The sequence below is a fragment of the Pseudomonas sp. sp1636 genome, assembly GCF_030376615.1.
Classification (GTDB): domain Bacteria; phylum Pseudomonadota; class Gammaproteobacteria; order Pseudomonadales; family Pseudomonadaceae; genus Aquipseudomonas.
In genome coordinates this window covers 1-15,219 of the sequence record NZ_JARRAB010000021.1, presented here as the reverse complement: position 1 = coordinate 15,219, position 15,219 = coordinate 1, and the positions used below count along the sequence as shown (strand labels likewise).

At 62.2% G+C, this 15,219-nt stretch carries 15 protein-coding genes; 9 read left to right on the top strand and 6 right to left on the bottom strand.

Translation table 11 applies throughout. The features are described from left to right. Positions 1–7: 7 nt before the first annotated feature. A complete protein-coding gene (locus P8H27_RS18025; RefSeq protein WP_289639055.1) occupies positions 8–739 on the bottom strand; it encodes an ABC transporter substrate-binding protein in 732 nt (243 codons plus the stop codon). 444 nt (positions 740–1,183) lie between these two features. Between P8H27_RS18025 and P8H27_RS18020 the strand changes: the two genes are divergently transcribed. Continuing rightward, positions 1,184–2,002 carry a PmeII family type II restriction endonuclease gene (locus P8H27_RS18020; RefSeq protein ID WP_289639053.1) on the top strand — a complete coding sequence of 273 codons (819 nt, stop codon included), beginning with the start codon at positions 1,184–1,186 and terminating at the stop codon, positions 2,000–2,002. Positions 2,003–2,044: 42 nt separating this feature from the next. Here the strand turns inward: P8H27_RS18020 and P8H27_RS18015 are convergent, their stop codons facing one another. Beyond that, on the bottom strand, positions 2,045–3,295 hold the full coding sequence (locus tag P8H27_RS18015; protein WP_289639052.1) for a DNA cytosine methyltransferase: 1,251 nt from the start codon (positions 3,293–3,295) through the stop codon (positions 2,045–2,047). 670 nt (positions 3,296–3,965) lie between these two features. On the opposite strand from P8H27_RS18015, the gene P8H27_RS18010 reads away from it, so the two are divergent. The 6 genes from P8H27_RS18010 (at position 3,966) to P8H27_RS17985 (ending at position 10,074) form a co-directional block, all read left to right on the top strand. Further along, positions 3,966–4,919: an ABC transporter substrate-binding protein gene (locus P8H27_RS18010; RefSeq protein ID WP_289639123.1), complete on the top strand. Its 954-nt coding sequence runs from the start codon at positions 3,966–3,968 to the stop codon at positions 4,917–4,919. Next, complete coding sequence (locus P8H27_RS18005) at positions 4,916–5,677, top strand: ABC transporter permease (RefSeq protein WP_289639051.1); 762 nt, start codon at positions 4,916–4,918, stop codon at positions 5,675–5,677. Before P8H27_RS18010 ends, P8H27_RS18005 begins: the two co-directional genes overlap by 4 nt. Beyond that, positions 5,670–6,332 carry an ATP-binding cassette domain-containing protein gene (locus tag P8H27_RS18000; RefSeq protein WP_289639050.1) on the top strand — a complete coding sequence of 221 codons (663 nt, stop codon included), beginning with the start codon at positions 5,670–5,672 and terminating at the stop codon, positions 6,330–6,332. Before P8H27_RS18005 ends, P8H27_RS18000 begins: the two co-directional genes overlap by 8 nt. A 30-nt stretch (positions 6,333–6,362) precedes the next feature. Further along, positions 6,363–6,899, top strand: a complete 537-nt coding sequence (locus P8H27_RS17995) for an O-acetyl-ADP-ribose deacetylase (protein ID WP_289639049.1) — start codon at positions 6,363–6,365, stop codon at positions 6,897–6,899. A gap of 65 nt (positions 6,900–6,964) precedes the next feature. Continuing rightward, positions 6,965–8,149: an NAD(P)/FAD-dependent oxidoreductase gene (locus P8H27_RS17990; protein ID WP_289639048.1), complete on the top strand. Its 1,185-nt coding sequence runs from the start codon at positions 6,965–6,967 to the stop codon at positions 8,147–8,149. Between the two features lie 83 nt (positions 8,150–8,232). After that, a complete protein-coding gene (locus P8H27_RS17985) occupies positions 8,233–10,074 on the top strand; it encodes an SLC13 family permease (RefSeq protein ID WP_289639047.1) in 1,842 nt (613 codons plus the stop codon). A 4-nt stretch (positions 10,075–10,078) separates the two neighbouring features. On the opposite strand, the gene P8H27_RS17980 is transcribed toward P8H27_RS17985, so the two are convergent. Next, positions 10,079–10,732 (bottom strand): protocatechuate 3,4-dioxygenase, encoded by a 654-nt coding sequence (locus P8H27_RS17980; RefSeq protein WP_289639046.1) that lies wholly within the window; start codon positions 10,730–10,732, stop codon positions 10,079–10,081. A 246-nt stretch (positions 10,733–10,978) separates the two neighbouring features. Further along, complete coding sequence (locus tag P8H27_RS17975) at positions 10,979–11,374, bottom strand: RNA-binding S4 domain-containing protein (protein ID WP_289639045.1); 396 nt, start codon at positions 11,372–11,374, stop codon at positions 10,979–10,981. 149 nt (positions 11,375–11,523) lie between these two features. Here P8H27_RS17975 and P8H27_RS17970 point away from each other — a divergent pair, with 149 nt between their 5' ends. Both P8H27_RS17970 and rimK read left to right on the top strand, forming a co-directional pair. Then, positions 11,524–11,958 carry an ATP-dependent zinc protease gene (locus P8H27_RS17970; protein WP_289639122.1) on the top strand — a complete coding sequence of 145 codons (435 nt, stop codon included), beginning with the start codon at positions 11,524–11,526 and terminating at the stop codon, positions 11,956–11,958. Next, entirely contained in the window at positions 11,955–12,860 is a 906-nt protein-coding gene (rimK, locus tag P8H27_RS17965; protein WP_289639044.1) for a 30S ribosomal protein S6--L-glutamate ligase, read from the top strand. Before P8H27_RS17970 ends, rimK begins: the two co-directional genes overlap by 4 nt. 126 nt (positions 12,861–12,986) lie before the next feature. Here the strand turns inward: rimK and P8H27_RS17960 are convergent, their stop codons facing one another. Together P8H27_RS17960 and ompR are read right to left on the bottom strand one after the other, a co-directional pair. Beyond that, the gene (locus P8H27_RS17960; RefSeq protein ID WP_289639043.1) at positions 12,987–14,300 is read right to left on the bottom strand and encodes an ATP-binding protein; all 1,314 of its coding nucleotides are present in this window, start codon (positions 14,298–14,300) and stop codon (positions 12,987–12,989) included. 92 nt (positions 14,301–14,392) lie between these two features. Beyond that, entirely contained in the window at positions 14,393–15,127 is a 735-nt protein-coding gene (ompR, locus tag P8H27_RS17955) for a two-component system response regulator OmpR (RefSeq protein ID WP_289639042.1), read from the bottom strand. Positions 15,128–15,219 lie beyond the last annotated feature (92 nt).

Sequence of the window (15,219 nt, the reverse complement as noted above, 5' to 3'; positions counted from 1 at the left end):
TCCTCGATCAAAGCCCATGGCGCTGGAGAATCGCCGCATAGCTACCATCGGCGCGCATGGCGCCAATGGCTTGATTGAACGCCTCGGCAATCCGCTGATGGTCTGGATGACTGCGGCGGATCAGGATATGCAGGCCGTTCTCGCTCAACGGCTGCGGCAAGAACTCCAGCTCATCGCGGATAGCGCTCAGCTCGCGGCCGAAGTGGTAACGGACGACGATCTCGTCCTCCAGGGTCAAGTCGACCCGTTTGGCCTGCAGCATGCGCGCAGCACTGGCGAAACTGCCGACGCTAACCTTGCGCAACAGCGGGTCGGCGTTGAACTCGGCGGAATAGGCATAACCGCGCATCACCGCGATACGGTAGGGATACAAATCGGACAACTGCTCGAAGCGGATGCGGCTGCCCTTACGCCGCAGCAAGCGGATGCGGTTGACCAGGTAGGGCTGGGAAAAATAGCCGAAGCTGGCGCGCTCATCGCTATACCAAGCGCTGATCAGCACATCGTAGTCGCTGCGCTGCAAACCCCGCACCGCCCGTGCCCAGGGCACCTGCGCATAATCCGTGGCATAACCGGCACGGCCCAACGCGCGGCTCACCAAATCGACAGCCAGGCCGTTATTGAGCAAACGCTGGTCGGTGAACGGCGGCCAAGAGTCGGCCACCAGACGCAGGCTCTGCGCCACCACGGCCAACGGCAACAACAACAGCGACAAGCACAACGCACGCAATCCATTCATGACGGGCTGTCCATAAGGCAAAGATTCCAGACTGGTCATTCCCCGCGCATCCGGCGGGTCTGCAAGCCTTATCGGTTATTGCCGTACTGAATCACCCTGCAGGTTGCAAGGCAACCGCTATCTGATACGTCTGTACGGCTTGAAAGCAACATAAAACGGGGCAAGCCGCCTGCAGACACGGCCGGAACCTGAGTCGGCAAGGTAGGCCTGGCAAGCAAAGGTTGGACAAAGTGCTGGCGAATGGCTAGCTTCGCGGGGATTAGCACCCGAGGCTTTGCAGGGGTGATGTATAACGTCCTTACGCCACCATCGACCCACCGGAAGCCTCAAAATAGAGCGGCAGAGAAAAATAGTGAGGTATGTTATCCACCGCACCCGTAAACGTGTTATCACACTAATTGATTTATAGTTAGCACCACTTCCAAGTCACACTAAGGATTCTGAATGAAAAGCAAACAAGAAATTATTTCTGGCGTAAAAGAATGGAGCAAGTGGTGGATTGTCCAACGCAGGAAAAAACTTGAAGATCAACTTAACGGAACAATGTCTATCAATCCATTCATGATGCCTTTTCTCTTTGACTATCATGATCTGAGTAGCTTTGAAGAACTGGCGGACTTGGTTATTGCTAGTCACTTGATGACTGGGCATAATACCGGATTCGGAAAGCTAGTTGACGAGAAGATATTACCAAATGTATTCGGCGCTCAGAAGTTAGATTCAAAATTTCGCGCTCAAAACCCACCATTTTCAGAATCTTGTTTCGATGAAATAGATCATATCATTACACGTGAGAATGGCCAAAAGGAGCTTTTATCATTAAAAGCTGGAAAGTGGACTATTCAATTGACCATGGCCGTTCAGCTTAACGTGGCCTTTCGCGAGATTATAGAAAATCACCCTGAAGTTTCTGACAATATAGCGGTTGGTGTTTTCTATGGGAAAAAGGATGGGCTAACTGACAAATACGACATTCTCCGAGGGGTTAATAGAGGTGCCAATCATAATGTTTTTGATCTAACCAGCCATGTGCATGTTTACGCCGGGAGAGATTTCTGGACGTGGCTTAGCGGTGGAGCGATTGAAACGCAAGAATGGGTGCTAAAGGGAATTCTAGAAGCATTAGAAGAAGAAAAAATACATGAAACCGCATCAACTTTACTTGAGGCTTTTAAAGTAGGAGTGGTGGATAAATACGAAAATGACGTTAGAGTTAATGGCAAAATTGACTGGATGAAATTACTCAAAAAAATAAATGGGTGACATTAGTTATCAGTGGCGAGCTCGCCCGCCACTGATAATTAATTATATTAATTCTAGTTGCCTTTCTGAATGTTCCTTGCCGTAATAACATTTATCGCCAGCGAAAGACTCTCCATCTTTCCAAAACGTTCTCGTTCTAACATGCGGTCTTAAATGAGTTATTGTGTGACCACATTTAGGGATTTTCGCCTTTCCTTCTGATTCTATTTTTTTCAAGAGCGACATTATTACCTCACCTGCAACCCTTCCAAGTCTAGTTGGAACGGCATTTCCAACCTGCCTGAATTTGGCAGTTGTGGTTCCTTGAAAAGCCCAGTCACTAGGGAACTCTTGAATTGCGGCGGCCTCGCCAACAGTAATGGCCCTCAGTTCTTTTGGATGGCACATGCTAGTTCCGGCATGATTTGGCATTGTGACTACTGTAGGGCTAGGAAAGGCATAGGACAATTTTCTCCAATAAGCACTTCTTCCCCCTTTCAAATACCAGCTTCCACCCATCGATTCTTTTTGAATTTCAACCGGCAAGCTACGCCAATTTCCACCCTCAGGCACCATAGACAAATACCTTAATTTTCGAGGGCTGAAATCCATAATTTCTGGGCATGGATCTATAAAACCTGCTTCAGGGGAGATAGCTTCGCCTAAAGTTTTAAATGGGGGTAACTTATCTTCCTGGCGATTGCTGTATAGCGGCTTAGGAAATTCAACTGAATAACCAAACCTATTACCAATTAGCAATATACGCTCTCTAATTTGCGGCGCCCCATAATTAACCGAATTGACAACAAAGCAATCTACGTGATAACCAATGCTATTGAACTCCTCAAATATTCTATTTAACAATGATCCTTTTTCAAAGAATTCTCGTGGTATTCTCCTATCATCCAAGAGCTCTTTTTTATTTGGCGTTATTGACATTGAAAGCAGCCCTCTAACATTCTCCATTAAAAAGGTTGCTGGCTTTGCCTCTTCAACAATACGCAAAAATTCAAATACCAATTGACCTCTGGCATCCTCAATACCAAGTCTATTTCCAAATACGCTAAAGGCTTGGCATGGTGGGCCGCCTGCAACTAGCGGCACTCTTGATCGGCCAAATTTTGCGGCTTTCTTTAGCTCGTCTCCGCTAACATCTTCAATTGAGCAATCGAATATAGGCAAGCTTGGCCTATTGTACCTTACTGTGCTAACTGCCTCCTTATCATTTTCAACACACACGCCAGCTTCAAAGCCAGCCATTTCCAGCCCAAGGTCAAGCCCCATCGCACCACTAAATAAAGAAATATATTTCATAAGCTTGCCACCTCCATGTGTACGATTTGAAAATTTGAAATACCCTGCTTTTTAAGCCAATCGTTTAAAGTATCCAGCGAGGCCCACTCCCTGTGAGTTCCCCTAGACGAAGTTAAATTTGTGACATTCCCGTTAGACAACGTAACTTTTACTATCCATACGGACTTGCCAGCATCAACTGATTTACCCTTGGATGGTTTCGTTTCCTGAGCCGTTACAGAAGCTATAAGGCTCTGTGACAAAAGCTCCAAAAATGAGTCTTGTTTCATTTATACCGATTCGCAAATTGTGCAATGTTGCGCAGCATCATTATCAATAATGCTGAATATGTCAAGTGCGCTCGGCTCAAGCCAGAGCCTAACAAGCCTATATGGACTCTCCCCGCAAGCCGTGAGCAACGCTCTTCCAGCCCTGCCGTCAGCGCGGTTGCATTCGTATCTCCGGCCGCTCTAGTGGGCGCGAGCGCCCTGGCCACTCTGTCGTTCGCGCAACGGGAGCGACCATAGCCGGCCTGCCGCCCCCGACCATCGCAGCAAACAACAAGCACCAAAGTACTATTCGTGCAGGGCGCCCGGCTTCGTACCCTGAGGCGATGATGCGTTTATTGCTGCTCCTCGCCCTGCCGGTTAGCCGCGCCCTGACTGCTGCGCGCGGTGTGACTGCGGCGCTGATGCTGCTGGCGTTGTTCGGCAGTGCGTCTGCGCTGGCCGCAAAATCGCCCGAGGCTGGCAGTGAGCCTCTGCCGGTGCTGACCCTGAGCGTGCTGCAGTTCGGTACGGCGCACTGGGAGTTGGAGCATCTGCAGCGCCGGCAGTTGGATCGGGCCCAGGGCTTCGAACTCAAGGTCAGGCTGGTGGCCGATTTGCCGGCGTCGCGGCTGGCGGTCGCCAGTGGCAGCGTCGATGGCGCCGTGGGCGATCTGCTCTGGGCGCAGTCGCGTTATGCCGCCGGCACGCCCTATCTGTATCTGCCGTTTTCCGCGCAGATCGGTGAGATCGTGGTCGCCAGCGGCAGCGCGATCACGCAGGTGGCCGATCTAGTGGGCCAGCGTATCGGCGTGGCCGGCGGGCCTGAGAGTCTCGGCTGGCTGTTGCTGCAGCAAGTGGCCAGCCAGCAGGGTATCGATCTGGCGCGCGATGCGCAGGTTCAATTCGCCGCGCCGCCGCTGCTGAGTCAGGCCCTGCGCCGGGGTCAGGTGGATGCGCTGGTGACCTATTGGCACTTTGCCGCGCGACTGCGCGCAGAGGGCGGCAGCCGTTCGGCGTTTGCCCTGGCGGATCTGCTGCGGGTGCTGGATCTGCACCCCGACCTGCCGGTGCTCGGCTATCTATTCCCGCAGGCCTGGGCGGCGCAGAACCCGGCGCTGCTCGGTAAGTTCGACCGTGCGCTGCGCCAAGGCAAAACCGAACTGGCCGCCACCCCGGCCTATTGGGACGCCATCAGGCCCTTGATGCGCGCCGAGGACGACAGGGTGTTTGCGGCGCTGCGCAACGGCTTCGTCGAGGGCATTCCCGAACCGCTGGATGCCGAGCGCATCGCCGACCTGCGCCGCCTGCTGAGCCTGACCGGGGCCAAGCCGGCGCAGTTGATGCCCGAGGCGCTGTTCTTTCGAGCCGAACCATGAAGCCGCCACGCTGGGCCTACTGGATCATGCTGCCGCTGGCCGTGGCGCTGTGGGCCATGATCGCGGCGCTGCTGGAGACGCCGTTGCTGCCCACGCCGGGCGCCGTGCTGAGCTCGCTGTGGCAGTCGCTGCAGAGCGGCGAACTGCAGCAGCACCTGGGCGTGACCCTGCGCCGAGTGCTTATCAGTTTTGTCCTGGCGATGTTGCTCGGCGCGCTGCTGGGCGTGTGGATGGGCCGCTCGGCGCTGGCCAATGCGCTGTTCGATCCCCTGCTGGTGTTGTTTCTCAACCTGCCGGCGCTGGTCACCATCATCCTGCTGTATGTCTGGTTCGGCCTGGTCGAGGCCGCCGCCGTGCTGGCGGTGGTGATCAACAAGGTGCCGAATGTCGCGGTGACCCTGCGCGAGGGCGCGCGCAGCCTGGATCCGCGCCTGGAGCAGATGGCTCAGGTCTACGCCTTCAGCCGCTGGCAGCGGCTGGCGGACGTCTGGCTGCCGCAGCTGTTCCCCTATCTGATGGCCGCGACCCGCGGCGGCCTGGCGTTGATCTGGAAGATCGTGCTGGTGGTCGAGCTGCTCGGCCGCTCCGACGGCATCGGTTTCCAGCTGCACATGGCCTTTCAGGTGTTCGATGTGGCGAGCATCCTGGCCTACAGCCTGGCCTTTATCGCGGTGGTGCAGTTGATCGAACTGGCGCTGCTGCAACCCCTGGAACGTCGGGCCTCGCGCTGGCGAGCCGCGGGGGCGCAGCATGCTTGAGCTGCGGATCGACGGCCAGGCCTGCGGCCATCCGGTTCTGGGCAACATCAGCGTCCGGGTTGCCGCGGGCGAGCGCATCTGCCTGCTGGGGCCTTCCGGAATCGGCAAGACCACCCTGCTCAACGGCATCGCCGGACTGGATCGGCGCCTGAACGAGCGGATGATCAAGCGCAGCAGCAACCTGCGCCTCGGCTACCTGTTTCAGGAGCACCGCCTGCTGCCCTGGCGCAGCGTGCGGCAGAACCTGGCCATGGTCGGCGCGAGCCATGCCGAGATCGACCGGCTGCTGGCCCAGGTCGGTCTGGGCGACGCTGCCGAGGCGCTGCCGGATCAGCTGTCGCTGGGCATGGCCCGGCGTGCCGCGCTGGCCCGCAGCCTGGCGATCAAGCCGGATCTGCTGTTGCTGGATGAGCCCTTCGCCTCGCTGGATCCGGATCGTGCCGCCGAGCTGCGCCGCCTGATCAGCCAACTGCTGGATGCACAGCCGCGCATGGCGATGATCTGCGTGACCCACGACGCCAAGGACGCCGACGACCTGGCCAATCGGCTCTGGTACCTCGATGGCGTCCCGGCCGAACTGCAATGGGATCAGCCCCTGACCGCGGCCGCCAGCGCCAGTCAGATCAGCGAGCAGTTGCGCCGGCTGAGTGTCTAATAGGCACAGCGGTTGCTACGGAGCCACAGCATGCCCACCACCGTCCGCGCCCTGCAAGGCGACATCACCCAACTGCCGGTGCAGGCCATCGTCAACGCGGCAAATACCTCGCTGCTCGGCGGTGGCGGGGTCGACGGCGCCATTCATCGCGCCGCCGGGCCGCAGTTGCTGGAGGCATGCCGGCGCCTGGGCGGTTGCGCCACCGGCGAGGCCAAGCTGAGCCAAGGTTATCGCTTGCCCGCCGCCTACATCATCCACACGGTCGGGCCGGTCTGGCATGGCGGCAATCGGGGCGAGCCGGCGCTGCTGGCCAGCTGTTATCGACGCTCGCTCGAGCTCGCCGCCGCCCAGGGCATCCGTCGCCTGGCCTTCCCGAGCATCGGCACCGGCGTCTACGGTTACCCGCTGGAACTGGCGGCGCAGGTCGCGGTGAGCACGGTGCGGGCGGCGCTGGAAGAGTTCAACGAGTTCGACGAGCTGATCTTCTGCTGCTTCTCGGCCCGCGACCTGCAGCTTTACCAACGCCTGCTCGCCGCCCCACCCGGCGCGCCGCCCTCACCGGCCTAGCGGCTTCGGGTAAGATGCGCGCTGTTTGGCGCCGCGCTCGCGGCGCCTGGGGTGGGGAAGTGGCTGTGCAAGTGACTGATGTGGTGATTGTCGGCGCCGGTGCCGCCGGCCTTATGTGTGCCTTGACCGCCGCCGGGCGCGGGCGCCGGGTGCTGTTGCTCGACCATGCGAACAAGGCCGGCAAGAAGATCCTGATGTCCGGCGGCGGGCGCTGCAACTTCACCAATATGTACTGCGAGCCGGGCAACTTCCTCTCGGCCAACCCGCACTTCTGCAAGTCGGCCCTGGCACGCTACAGCCAGTGGGACTTCATCGGCCTGGTGGGCAAACATGGCGTGGCCTACCACGAAAAAAAGCTCGGCCAGCTGTTCTGCGACCACAAATCCAGCGACATCCTCGGCATGCTCCTCGACGAGTGCGCGCAGGCCGGGGTCGAGCTGCGCCTGGACACCTCGGTCAGCGAGATCGCCAAGCGGGAGGCCGGCTACCAATTGCAGACCAGCGCCGGCCCGGTGCGCTGCGAGTCGTTGGTGATCGCCACCGGCGGCCTGTCGATCCCGACCCTGGGCGCCACGGGCTTCGGCTATCAGGTGGCCAAGCAGTTCGGCCATAGCCTGCTGCCGACCCGCGCCGGCCTGGTGCCGTTCACGCTTACCGATCCGCAGTTGAAGGCGCTGTGCACGGAGTTGTCCGGCACCTCGGTGGAGGACTGCCTGGTCAGCTGCAACGGCCAGAGCTTTCGCGAGAACATCCTGTTCACCCACCGCGGCCTGTCGGGCCCGGCGATCCTGCAGATTTCCTCCTACTGGCAGCCGGGCGACACCCTGCATATCGACCTGCTGCCGCATATCGACCTGCCCGAGTGGCTGGCCGAGCAGCAGCGCCAGCGGCCCAACAGCGAGCTGAAGACCCTGCTCGCCGAGCTGTTCACCAAGAAGATGGCCGGCCTGCTGGCCGACCACTGGTTCGCCAGCAAGCCGCTGAAGCAATACAGCCCGGGCGAACTCAAGGCGATTGCCGACCGGCTGGCCGACTGGCAACTGGTGCCGGCCGGCACCGAGGGCTACCGCACCGCCGAGGTGACCCTGGGCGGCATCGACACCCGTGAAGTGTCGTCCAAGACCCTGGAATCGCTGAAGAGTCCGGGACTGTATTTCATCGGCGAGGTGCTGGATGTCAGCGGCCACCTGGGCGGCTTCAACTTCCAGTGGGCCTGGGCCTCGGGTTATGCCGCGGCGCAGTACGTCTAGTGGTCTGTGCCTATCCTTGAACCGACCGGCTCTGCTACAACACAGGCAACGCAATGCGCCCAACCCAGGGATAGTCCAGCCCCATGAGCCAAGACCAAGGCCTGATTTTCGCCATCCTCGTCGCCACCATGGGCCTGTTCCTCTGGGGCCGCTGGCGCCATGACATAGTCGCCCTCGGTGCCCTGCTGGCCTGCGTGATCGCCGGCCTGGTGCCGGAGCAGCAGGCCTTCGCCGGCTTCGGCCACCCGGCGGTGATCACCGTCGCCTGCGTGCTGGTGTTGAGCCACGGCCTGCAGCTGACCGGCGCGGTGGATGCCCTGGCCCACCGGCTGCTGCCGGCCAACGCCGGACCGATGCTGTCGATTGCCGCGCTGACCGGCCTCGGCGCCCTGCTCTCGGCCTTTATGAACAACGTCGGCGCCCTCGCCCTGCTGATGCCGATTGCCCTGCAAATCGCCGCCAAGCAGGGCCTGCCCCCCGGCCGGGTGCTGATGCCGCTGGCCTTCGGCACCATTCTCGGCGGCATGACCACCCTGATCGGTACGCCGCCCAACCTGATCGTCTCCAGCTTCCGTGCGCAGAGCGGCGCCGGCCCCTTCGCCATGTTCGACTTCAGCCCGGTGGGCATCGCGGTGGCACTCAGCGGCGTCGTGTTTATCGCCCTGCTCGGCTGGCGCCTGGTGCCCAAGCGAGAGGTCGCCAGCGCGGCCAGTTTCGACACCGGCACCTACCTCACCGAGGCGCGGGTCAAGGACGGCGGCCAGGCGGCCGGCAAGAGCCTGCGCGAAGTCGAGCAACTGCTCGATGCGGTCGATGCCCAGGTGGTCGGCATGGTGCGCAACAAGCTGCGCCTGTCCGCACCCAACCCGCGGCGCATCCTCCAGGCCGACGACGTGCTGGTGATCGAGGCCGAGCCCGAGGCTCTCGGCAAGGCGCTGGGCAAGCTGGGGCTGACCCTGGAGGCCGAGCGCAAGAGGACGGCAACAGCCGATTCGGACAGCGCCGCCGACGCCCGAAAAACCAGCAAACACAAGCCGGAGGAGGCGCATAAAAAAAACCCCGGCAGCGATGACAGCGTGCTGCAGGAGTTGCTGGTGCGCCCCGACTCGCAGCTGATCGGCCGCTCGGCCAGCAGCACCCGCCTGCGCAGCCGCTACAGCCTCAACCTGCTGGCGATTTCCCGGCAGAGCCATCGCTCGATCAAGCGCCTGCGCTCGACCCTGATCGAGCGCGGCGATGTGCTGCTGATGCAGGGCGCCTCAGACGATATCGCCGAGTTCGCCTCCGACTACACCTGCGTACCGCTGGCCGACCGCGCCATCAGCATCCCCGACCCCAGGCAGGCCAGCCTGGCCCTGGGGGTGATGCTGCTGGCCATCGCCGTCGCCGCCTTCGGCCTGCTCTCGGCCGCGGTGGCCTTCGCCGCCGGCGTGCTGGTGTTCATGGTGCTGCGCGTGGTGCCCCTGCGGGCGGTCTACGAGGCCATCGACTGGCCGGTGATCGTGTTGCTCGGCGCCTTGATTCCGGTCGCCGGCGCCCTGTCCAGCAGCGGTGCGGCCGACCTGCTGGCGCGCCTGTTGATGGAACACGTGGCCCAGGGCAACCCGGTGGTGGTGCTGGGCCTGCTGCTGGTGGTGACCATGACCCTGTCGGACTTCATGAACAATGCCGCCACCGCCGCGGTGATGTGCCAGATCGCCCTGAGCGCGGCCAGCCAGCTCGGGGTCAACCCCGATTCGCTGCTGATGGCCGTGGCGATTGGCGCCTCCTGCTCGTTCCTCACCCCCATCGGCCACCAGAACAACACCCTGATCCTCAGCCCCGGCGGCTTCCGTTTCGGCGACTACTGGCGCCTGGGCCTGCCGATGGAAATCCTGGTGGTGCTGGTCGGCGTGCCGCTATTGCTGGTGGTCTGGCCGTTGTAATGCCTCAGGAAGCAGGCGTTATGCCGAGGACAATGTCGAACCGCGCCACCTGCTCGCCTGCCCGCGCGCCGGCCACCGGTACAAAGGGCACGATCAGGCGTTCACGCAAGCGCGGCTCGCGGATCGCATTGAGCACGCCATCACGCTGATTGAGCGGCTCGCCGCGAATGTAGCACTGGGTGGTGAAACGCGGCTGGCCGGGGAGGGTCACGGCGACATGGATATGCGGGGTGCGCCCCGGGTAGGGCACTGGACGCAGGGTACGGAAGCGGTAGCGGCCATCGCTGGCGGTCTCGAAGCGGCCGTAGCCCTGGAAGTTCGGGTCGCGCCTGGCCCGGTCGCCGCCCAGACGGTGCAGGTAGATGCCATTGGCATCGACCTGCCAGATCTCCACCAGCGCGCCCTTGAGGGGCTTGCCGCGGGCATCGAGGATCTGCCCGTGCAGCTGCACCACGATGCCGCGGGCTTGAGTCGGCTGGTCGCCGACGCTCAGCAGGTCGTTGTCCTGATCCAGCGGCAGTTGCTCGGGATAGAAGGGCCCGAGGGCCTGCGCCGGGGTCAACAGCAGCTCGGCGAAGATCCCGCGACTGCCCAGCAGCCAGACGCCGCCGCCGAGCCCGGCGAGCAGGCGGCGACGGTTGATGCGTATCGGGGTCATGCTGGCCTCCGCAACGGCAATGGCGATGCGTATAGATTAGCCGAAGGCTATGTCCCGGTTTCGTGTTGCCCGCTGATCGATGGTGCACTGCTTGCGGGTAGGGCGGCCTCGGAGCGAAGCGACAGCCCGCCAGCTTTTGTGCCGGAACCATGGCGCACTGCCTGCGGCGAGTGACGCCCGGATCGCGGGTTGTTCTCGAAGGTTGTGAGCATATCGAGCGCCGTCGCGAGCGTTTTTCCCAAGCGCTCAATCCTGCCCATCACGAAATCGATGGATCTGCCGGCGTTGCTTCTTGCTCGGCCGACCGTCGGTCTGCACGCCCAGAGCGCCGGCCTTGCGCTGCGCGGCGGCCTGTTCGCGGCGGGCAACACTCTCGGCGGTTTCGGCGTACAGCGCCTGGGCCTCGGGGGCACCGCGGCGCACCGTCGACAGCGCCTGGATCACCACACTGCGCTCGTCGAAGCCGTTGCGGATCAGCAGTTCGTCGCCGATCCTCGGCTCCTTGCCCGGTTTGCAGCGCTCGCCGCGGCAATGCACCTTGCCGCCTTCGATCGCGGCCTTGGCCAGGGCGCGGGTCTTGTAGAAACGTGCGGCCCACAGCCATTTGTCCAGGCGTACCTTGTCGTCGTCTTTATCGCTCATTGCACTCTCGATCGAAACAGCCGGTTCCTGTGCATTTTGCCTGATGCAGTTGTCATAAGGCCCAACTAGAATGCCCATAACTACGGGCCAACCCGGCCTGACGGAACCCGCCCGACGTGAAGACCTTCGACCACCTCAGCGTGATTGGCCTGCGCGAATGGATCAACCTGCCGGAACTGGGCATGGTCGGCCTGCGCGCGAAGATCGACACCGGCGCCAGCACCTCCTGCCTGCATGCCAGCGATATCCAGCCGTTCCAGCGCGATGGCGAGGGCTGGGTACGCTTCACCGCGCACCTCGGCACCCTGGTGCAACGCCGCCATCGCTGCGAGGCGCAGCTGGTGACGGTGAAGAACATCAAGAGCTCGACCGGCCATGTGCAGAGCCGCTACGTGATCCGTACCCACCTGACCTTGGGCGACCGGGTGTGGCCGGTTGAGTTCACCCTGACCTGCCGCAAGACCATGCGTTACCGCGTGCTGCTCGGCTCCAAGGCGCTGATCGACGGCCAACTGGTGGTCAACCCGGCGCTGGTCTACGTTCAAGACAAACCCACGCTCCTCGACATCTCTGGTGCCCCATGAAAGTCGCCGTACTATCGCGCAACCCGCGCCTGTATTCCACTCGTCGCCTGGTCGAGGCCGGCGAACAACGGGGTCACGAAATGCAGGTGATCGACACCCTGCGCGCCTATATGAACATCGCCAGCCACAAACCGCAGATCCACTACCGCGGCCAACCGCTGGAAGGCTTCGATGCGGTGATCCCGCGGATCGGCGCCTCGGTGACCTTCTATGGCTGCGCGGTGCTGCGCCAGTTCGAGATGATGGGCGTGTTCCCGCTCAACGAGTCGGTGGCCATCACCCGCTCGCGCGACAAGTTGCGTTCGCTGCAGTTGCTCTCGCGCAAGGGCATCGGCCTGCCGGTGACCGGCTTCGCCAACTCGCCGGACGACATTCCCGACCTGATCCAGATGGTCAACGGCGCGCCACTGATCATCAAATTGCTGGAGGGCACCCAGGGCATCGGCGTGGTCATGTGCGAAACCCAGCAGGCCGCCGAATCGGTGATCGAGGCCTTCATGGGCCTCAAGCACAACATCATGGCGCAGGAATACATCAAGGAGGCCGGCGGCGCGGACATCCGCTGCTTCGTGATCGGCGACAAGGTGATCGCCGCGATCAAACGCCAGGCCAAGCCCGGCGAGTTCCGCTCCAACCTGCATCGTGGCGGCAGCGCCAGCCTGATCAAGATCACCCCGGAAGAGCGCATGACCGCCATCCGCGCCGCCAAGATCATGGGCCTCAATGTCGCCGGGGTGGATATCCTGCGCTCCCTCCACGGCCCGCTGGTGATGGAGGTCAACTCCTCGCCGGGCCTGGAAGGCATCGAAACCACCACCGGCAAGGATGTCGCCGGCCTGGTCATCCAGTACCTGGAAAAGAACGGCAGCCCCAACCGCACGCGCACCCGCGGCCAGGGTTAACCGGCCGCCGAAAACGCAGGCGAGGCAGCCGAGTCCCGTAGCCCGGATGCAATCCGGGAGCGGTTGGCCAGACGCTGGATTTCCCCGGATTGCGCTTGAGCTTATCCGGGCTACGGTCGGTTGCGGCTAGACCGCGTCGCGCGGCAGCAGCAACCCCAACGGCAGGCACACCCGCGCCTCCAGGCCGCCGCCGCAGCGGTTGCGCAGCTCGACGCTGCCGCCATGCAGGGCGGCGATGCGCTTGACGATGGCCAGGCCGAGCCCGGCCCCCTGGCCGCCGCGGGCGCGGTCGCCGCGAATGAAGGGGTTGAAGATGCTATTCAGCTCCGCCGGGTCGATGCCGTCGCCACGGTCGAGCACGCTGAGCAGCACATAGGGCGCACTGTGATCCCCCGATACCGAGACCGCGACCTCGACCCCATTGCCGCCATAGCGCAGGGCGTTCTCGACCAGGTTGACCAGCAGGCGCTTGATCGACACCCGCCGCAGCGGAAACGGCGGCACCGCCTGCAGGCACAGGCGCACCACCTCTTGCTGCTGGTTGTAGGGCGCCGCCACCTCGCGGATCAGCTCGGCAAAATCCAGCGGCTCCAACGGCTCGTCACGCCCGTCGCGGATAAAGGCGAGGAACTGGTCGAGAATCGCGTCCATGTCCTCGATGTCGCGAACCATGTCCTCGGTCAGCTCGGAGTCGTGCTTCAACAACTCCAGGGACAGGCGCAAGCGGGTCAGCGGCGTGCGCAGGTCGTGGGACACCCCGGCCAGCATCAGCTCGCGCTCGCGGGCGGCCTGCTCGACGTCTTCGGCCATCTGGTTGAAGGCGCGGTAGACCTCGGTCATCTCGCTCGGCGTGTCGCCGACCGGCAGGCGCACGCTGCGGCCCTTGCCGATCTGCCGGGCAGCGAACACCAGGCGCTTCAAGGGCGCGCTCAACTGGCGCACGAAGATCCAGGCCGCCGCGGTGGACAGCAAGCCAATGCCGAGGAACCAGCCGAGCACGCTCCAGATTCGCTGACCGCGTAGCGGGTGCGGATACAACGGCACCCGCAGCCAGTCATCGCCCAACGCCGGGGCATGCACCCACAGCGCCGGCGGACTTTTCGCACTCACCCGCACTTCGGTCTCGGGGCCGAGTTCGGCCTGCATCTGCCGTTGGAAAATATCGCTATAGGGCCAGTGCTGCTCGCTGACCGGCACAGTCTCGCGGGGTACCCGCTTGAGGCCCGCGGCCGCGGCAATCGTCTCGCGATCCTCCGGATCGGCGGCCCAGTAGGCGCGCAACGTCAGCGCCGCGCCATGGCTGTATTGGCGGTCGACCAGCACGTCCTCGTTCATCATCAGATAAACCAGGGTCAGCGCCTTGGAGAACAGCACCACGATCAGCACCAGCCAGAGGGTGCGGGCGAAGAAACTTTGCGGGAACCAAAGGGGGGTTTTCATCGATACTCGAAGCAGTTGTAGGGTGGATCGCGCTTTATCGATCCACCGAGCGGAGTCATGGCGGATGAAAAAAGCGTCATCCCCCTTACGGGTTATTTACTGCCATCCGGCACGAACACATAACCCACGCCCCAGACCGTCTGGATATAGCGCGGCTTGGACGGATCCGGTTCGATCAGCCGGCGCAGGCGCGAGACCTGTACGTCGATGGAGCGCTCCAGGGCGTCCCATTCGCGGCCGCGGGCCAGGTTCATCAACTTGTCGCGGGTCAGCGGTTCGCGCGCGTGCTGCACCAGGGCTTTGAGCACGGCGAACTCGCCGGTGGTGAGCATGTGGATTTCGTCACCCCTCTTCAGCTCGCGGGTAGCCAGCGACAGCTGGTACTCGCCGAAGCTGACGTTCTCGTCCTCGCTGCCCGGCGCGCCCGGCACCACTGGCGTCTGACGGCGCAACACGGCCTTGATCCGCGCCAGCAGTTCGCGCGGGTTGAAGGGTTTGGCCAGGTAGTCGTCGGCGCCCAGTTCCAGGCCCTGGATACGGCTGCTTTCGTCGCCCTTGGCGGTGAGCATGATGATCGGCACCTGATTGTTCGCCGCGCGCAGCCGGCGGCACGCCGACAGGCCGTCCTCGCCCGGCAGCATCAGGTCGAGCACCACCAGGTGGAACAACTCGCGTGCCAACAGGCGATCCATCTGCTCGACGTTTTCCACCGTGCGCACGCGGTAGCCCTGCTCCTCGAAGAAGCGCTCGAGCAAGCGCCGCAAACGGGCATCGTCATCGACCACCAGAATTTTCTCGCCTTCAACCGCCAGTGCAGTACTGCTCATAGAAGCTCCTTGACCGACAATCTGTACCGCCCGTCGGGCGTAAACAGTTTCCAACGCCGGCATTATGGCTCAGCCGCGCCCATCGCCGTGGC

Bases quoted from the DNA above. Each gene is read 5' to 3' on its own strand.
- P8H27_RS18025 (WP_289639055.1), bottom strand. From the start codon at position 739: ATGAATGGATTGCGTGCGTTGTGCTTGTCGCTGTTGTTGTTGCCGTTG.
- P8H27_RS18020 (WP_289639053.1), top strand. From the start codon at position 1,184: ATGAAAAGCAAACAAGAAATTATTTCTGGCGTAAAAGAATGGAGCAAG.
- P8H27_RS18015 (WP_289639052.1), bottom strand. From the start codon at position 3,295: ATGAAATATATTTCTTTATTTAGTGGTGCGATGGGGCTTGACCTTGGG.
- P8H27_RS18010 (WP_289639123.1), top strand. From the start codon at position 3,966: ATGCTGCTGGCGTTGTTCGGCAGTGCGTCTGCGCTGGCCGCAAAATCG.
- P8H27_RS18005 (WP_289639051.1), top strand. From the start codon at position 4,916: ATGAAGCCGCCACGCTGGGCCTACTGGATCATGCTGCCGCTGGCCGTG.
- P8H27_RS18000 (WP_289639050.1), top strand. From the start codon at position 5,670: ATGCTTGAGCTGCGGATCGACGGCCAGGCCTGCGGCCATCCGGTTCTG.
- P8H27_RS17995 (WP_289639049.1), top strand. From the start codon at position 6,363: ATGCCCACCACCGTCCGCGCCCTGCAAGGCGACATCACCCAACTGCCG.
- P8H27_RS17985 (WP_289639047.1), top strand. From the start codon at position 8,233: ATGAGCCAAGACCAAGGCCTGATTTTCGCCATCCTCGTCGCCACCATG.
- P8H27_RS17980 (WP_289639046.1), bottom strand. From the start codon at position 10,732: ATGACCCCGATACGCATCAACCGTCGCCGCCTGCTCGCCGGGCTCGGC.
- P8H27_RS17975 (WP_289639045.1), bottom strand. From the start codon at position 11,374: ATGAGCGATAAAGACGACGACAAGGTACGCCTGGACAAATGGCTGTGG.
- rimK (WP_289639044.1), top strand. From the start codon at position 11,955: ATGAAAGTCGCCGTACTATCGCGCAACCCGCGCCTGTATTCCACTCGT.
- P8H27_RS17960 (WP_289639043.1), bottom strand. From the start codon at position 14,300: ATGAAAACCCCCCTTTGGTTCCCGCAAAGTTTCTTCGCCCGCACCCTC.
- ompR (WP_289639042.1), bottom strand. From the start codon at position 15,127: ATGAGCAGTACTGCACTGGCGGTTGAAGGCGAGAAAATTCTGGTGGTC.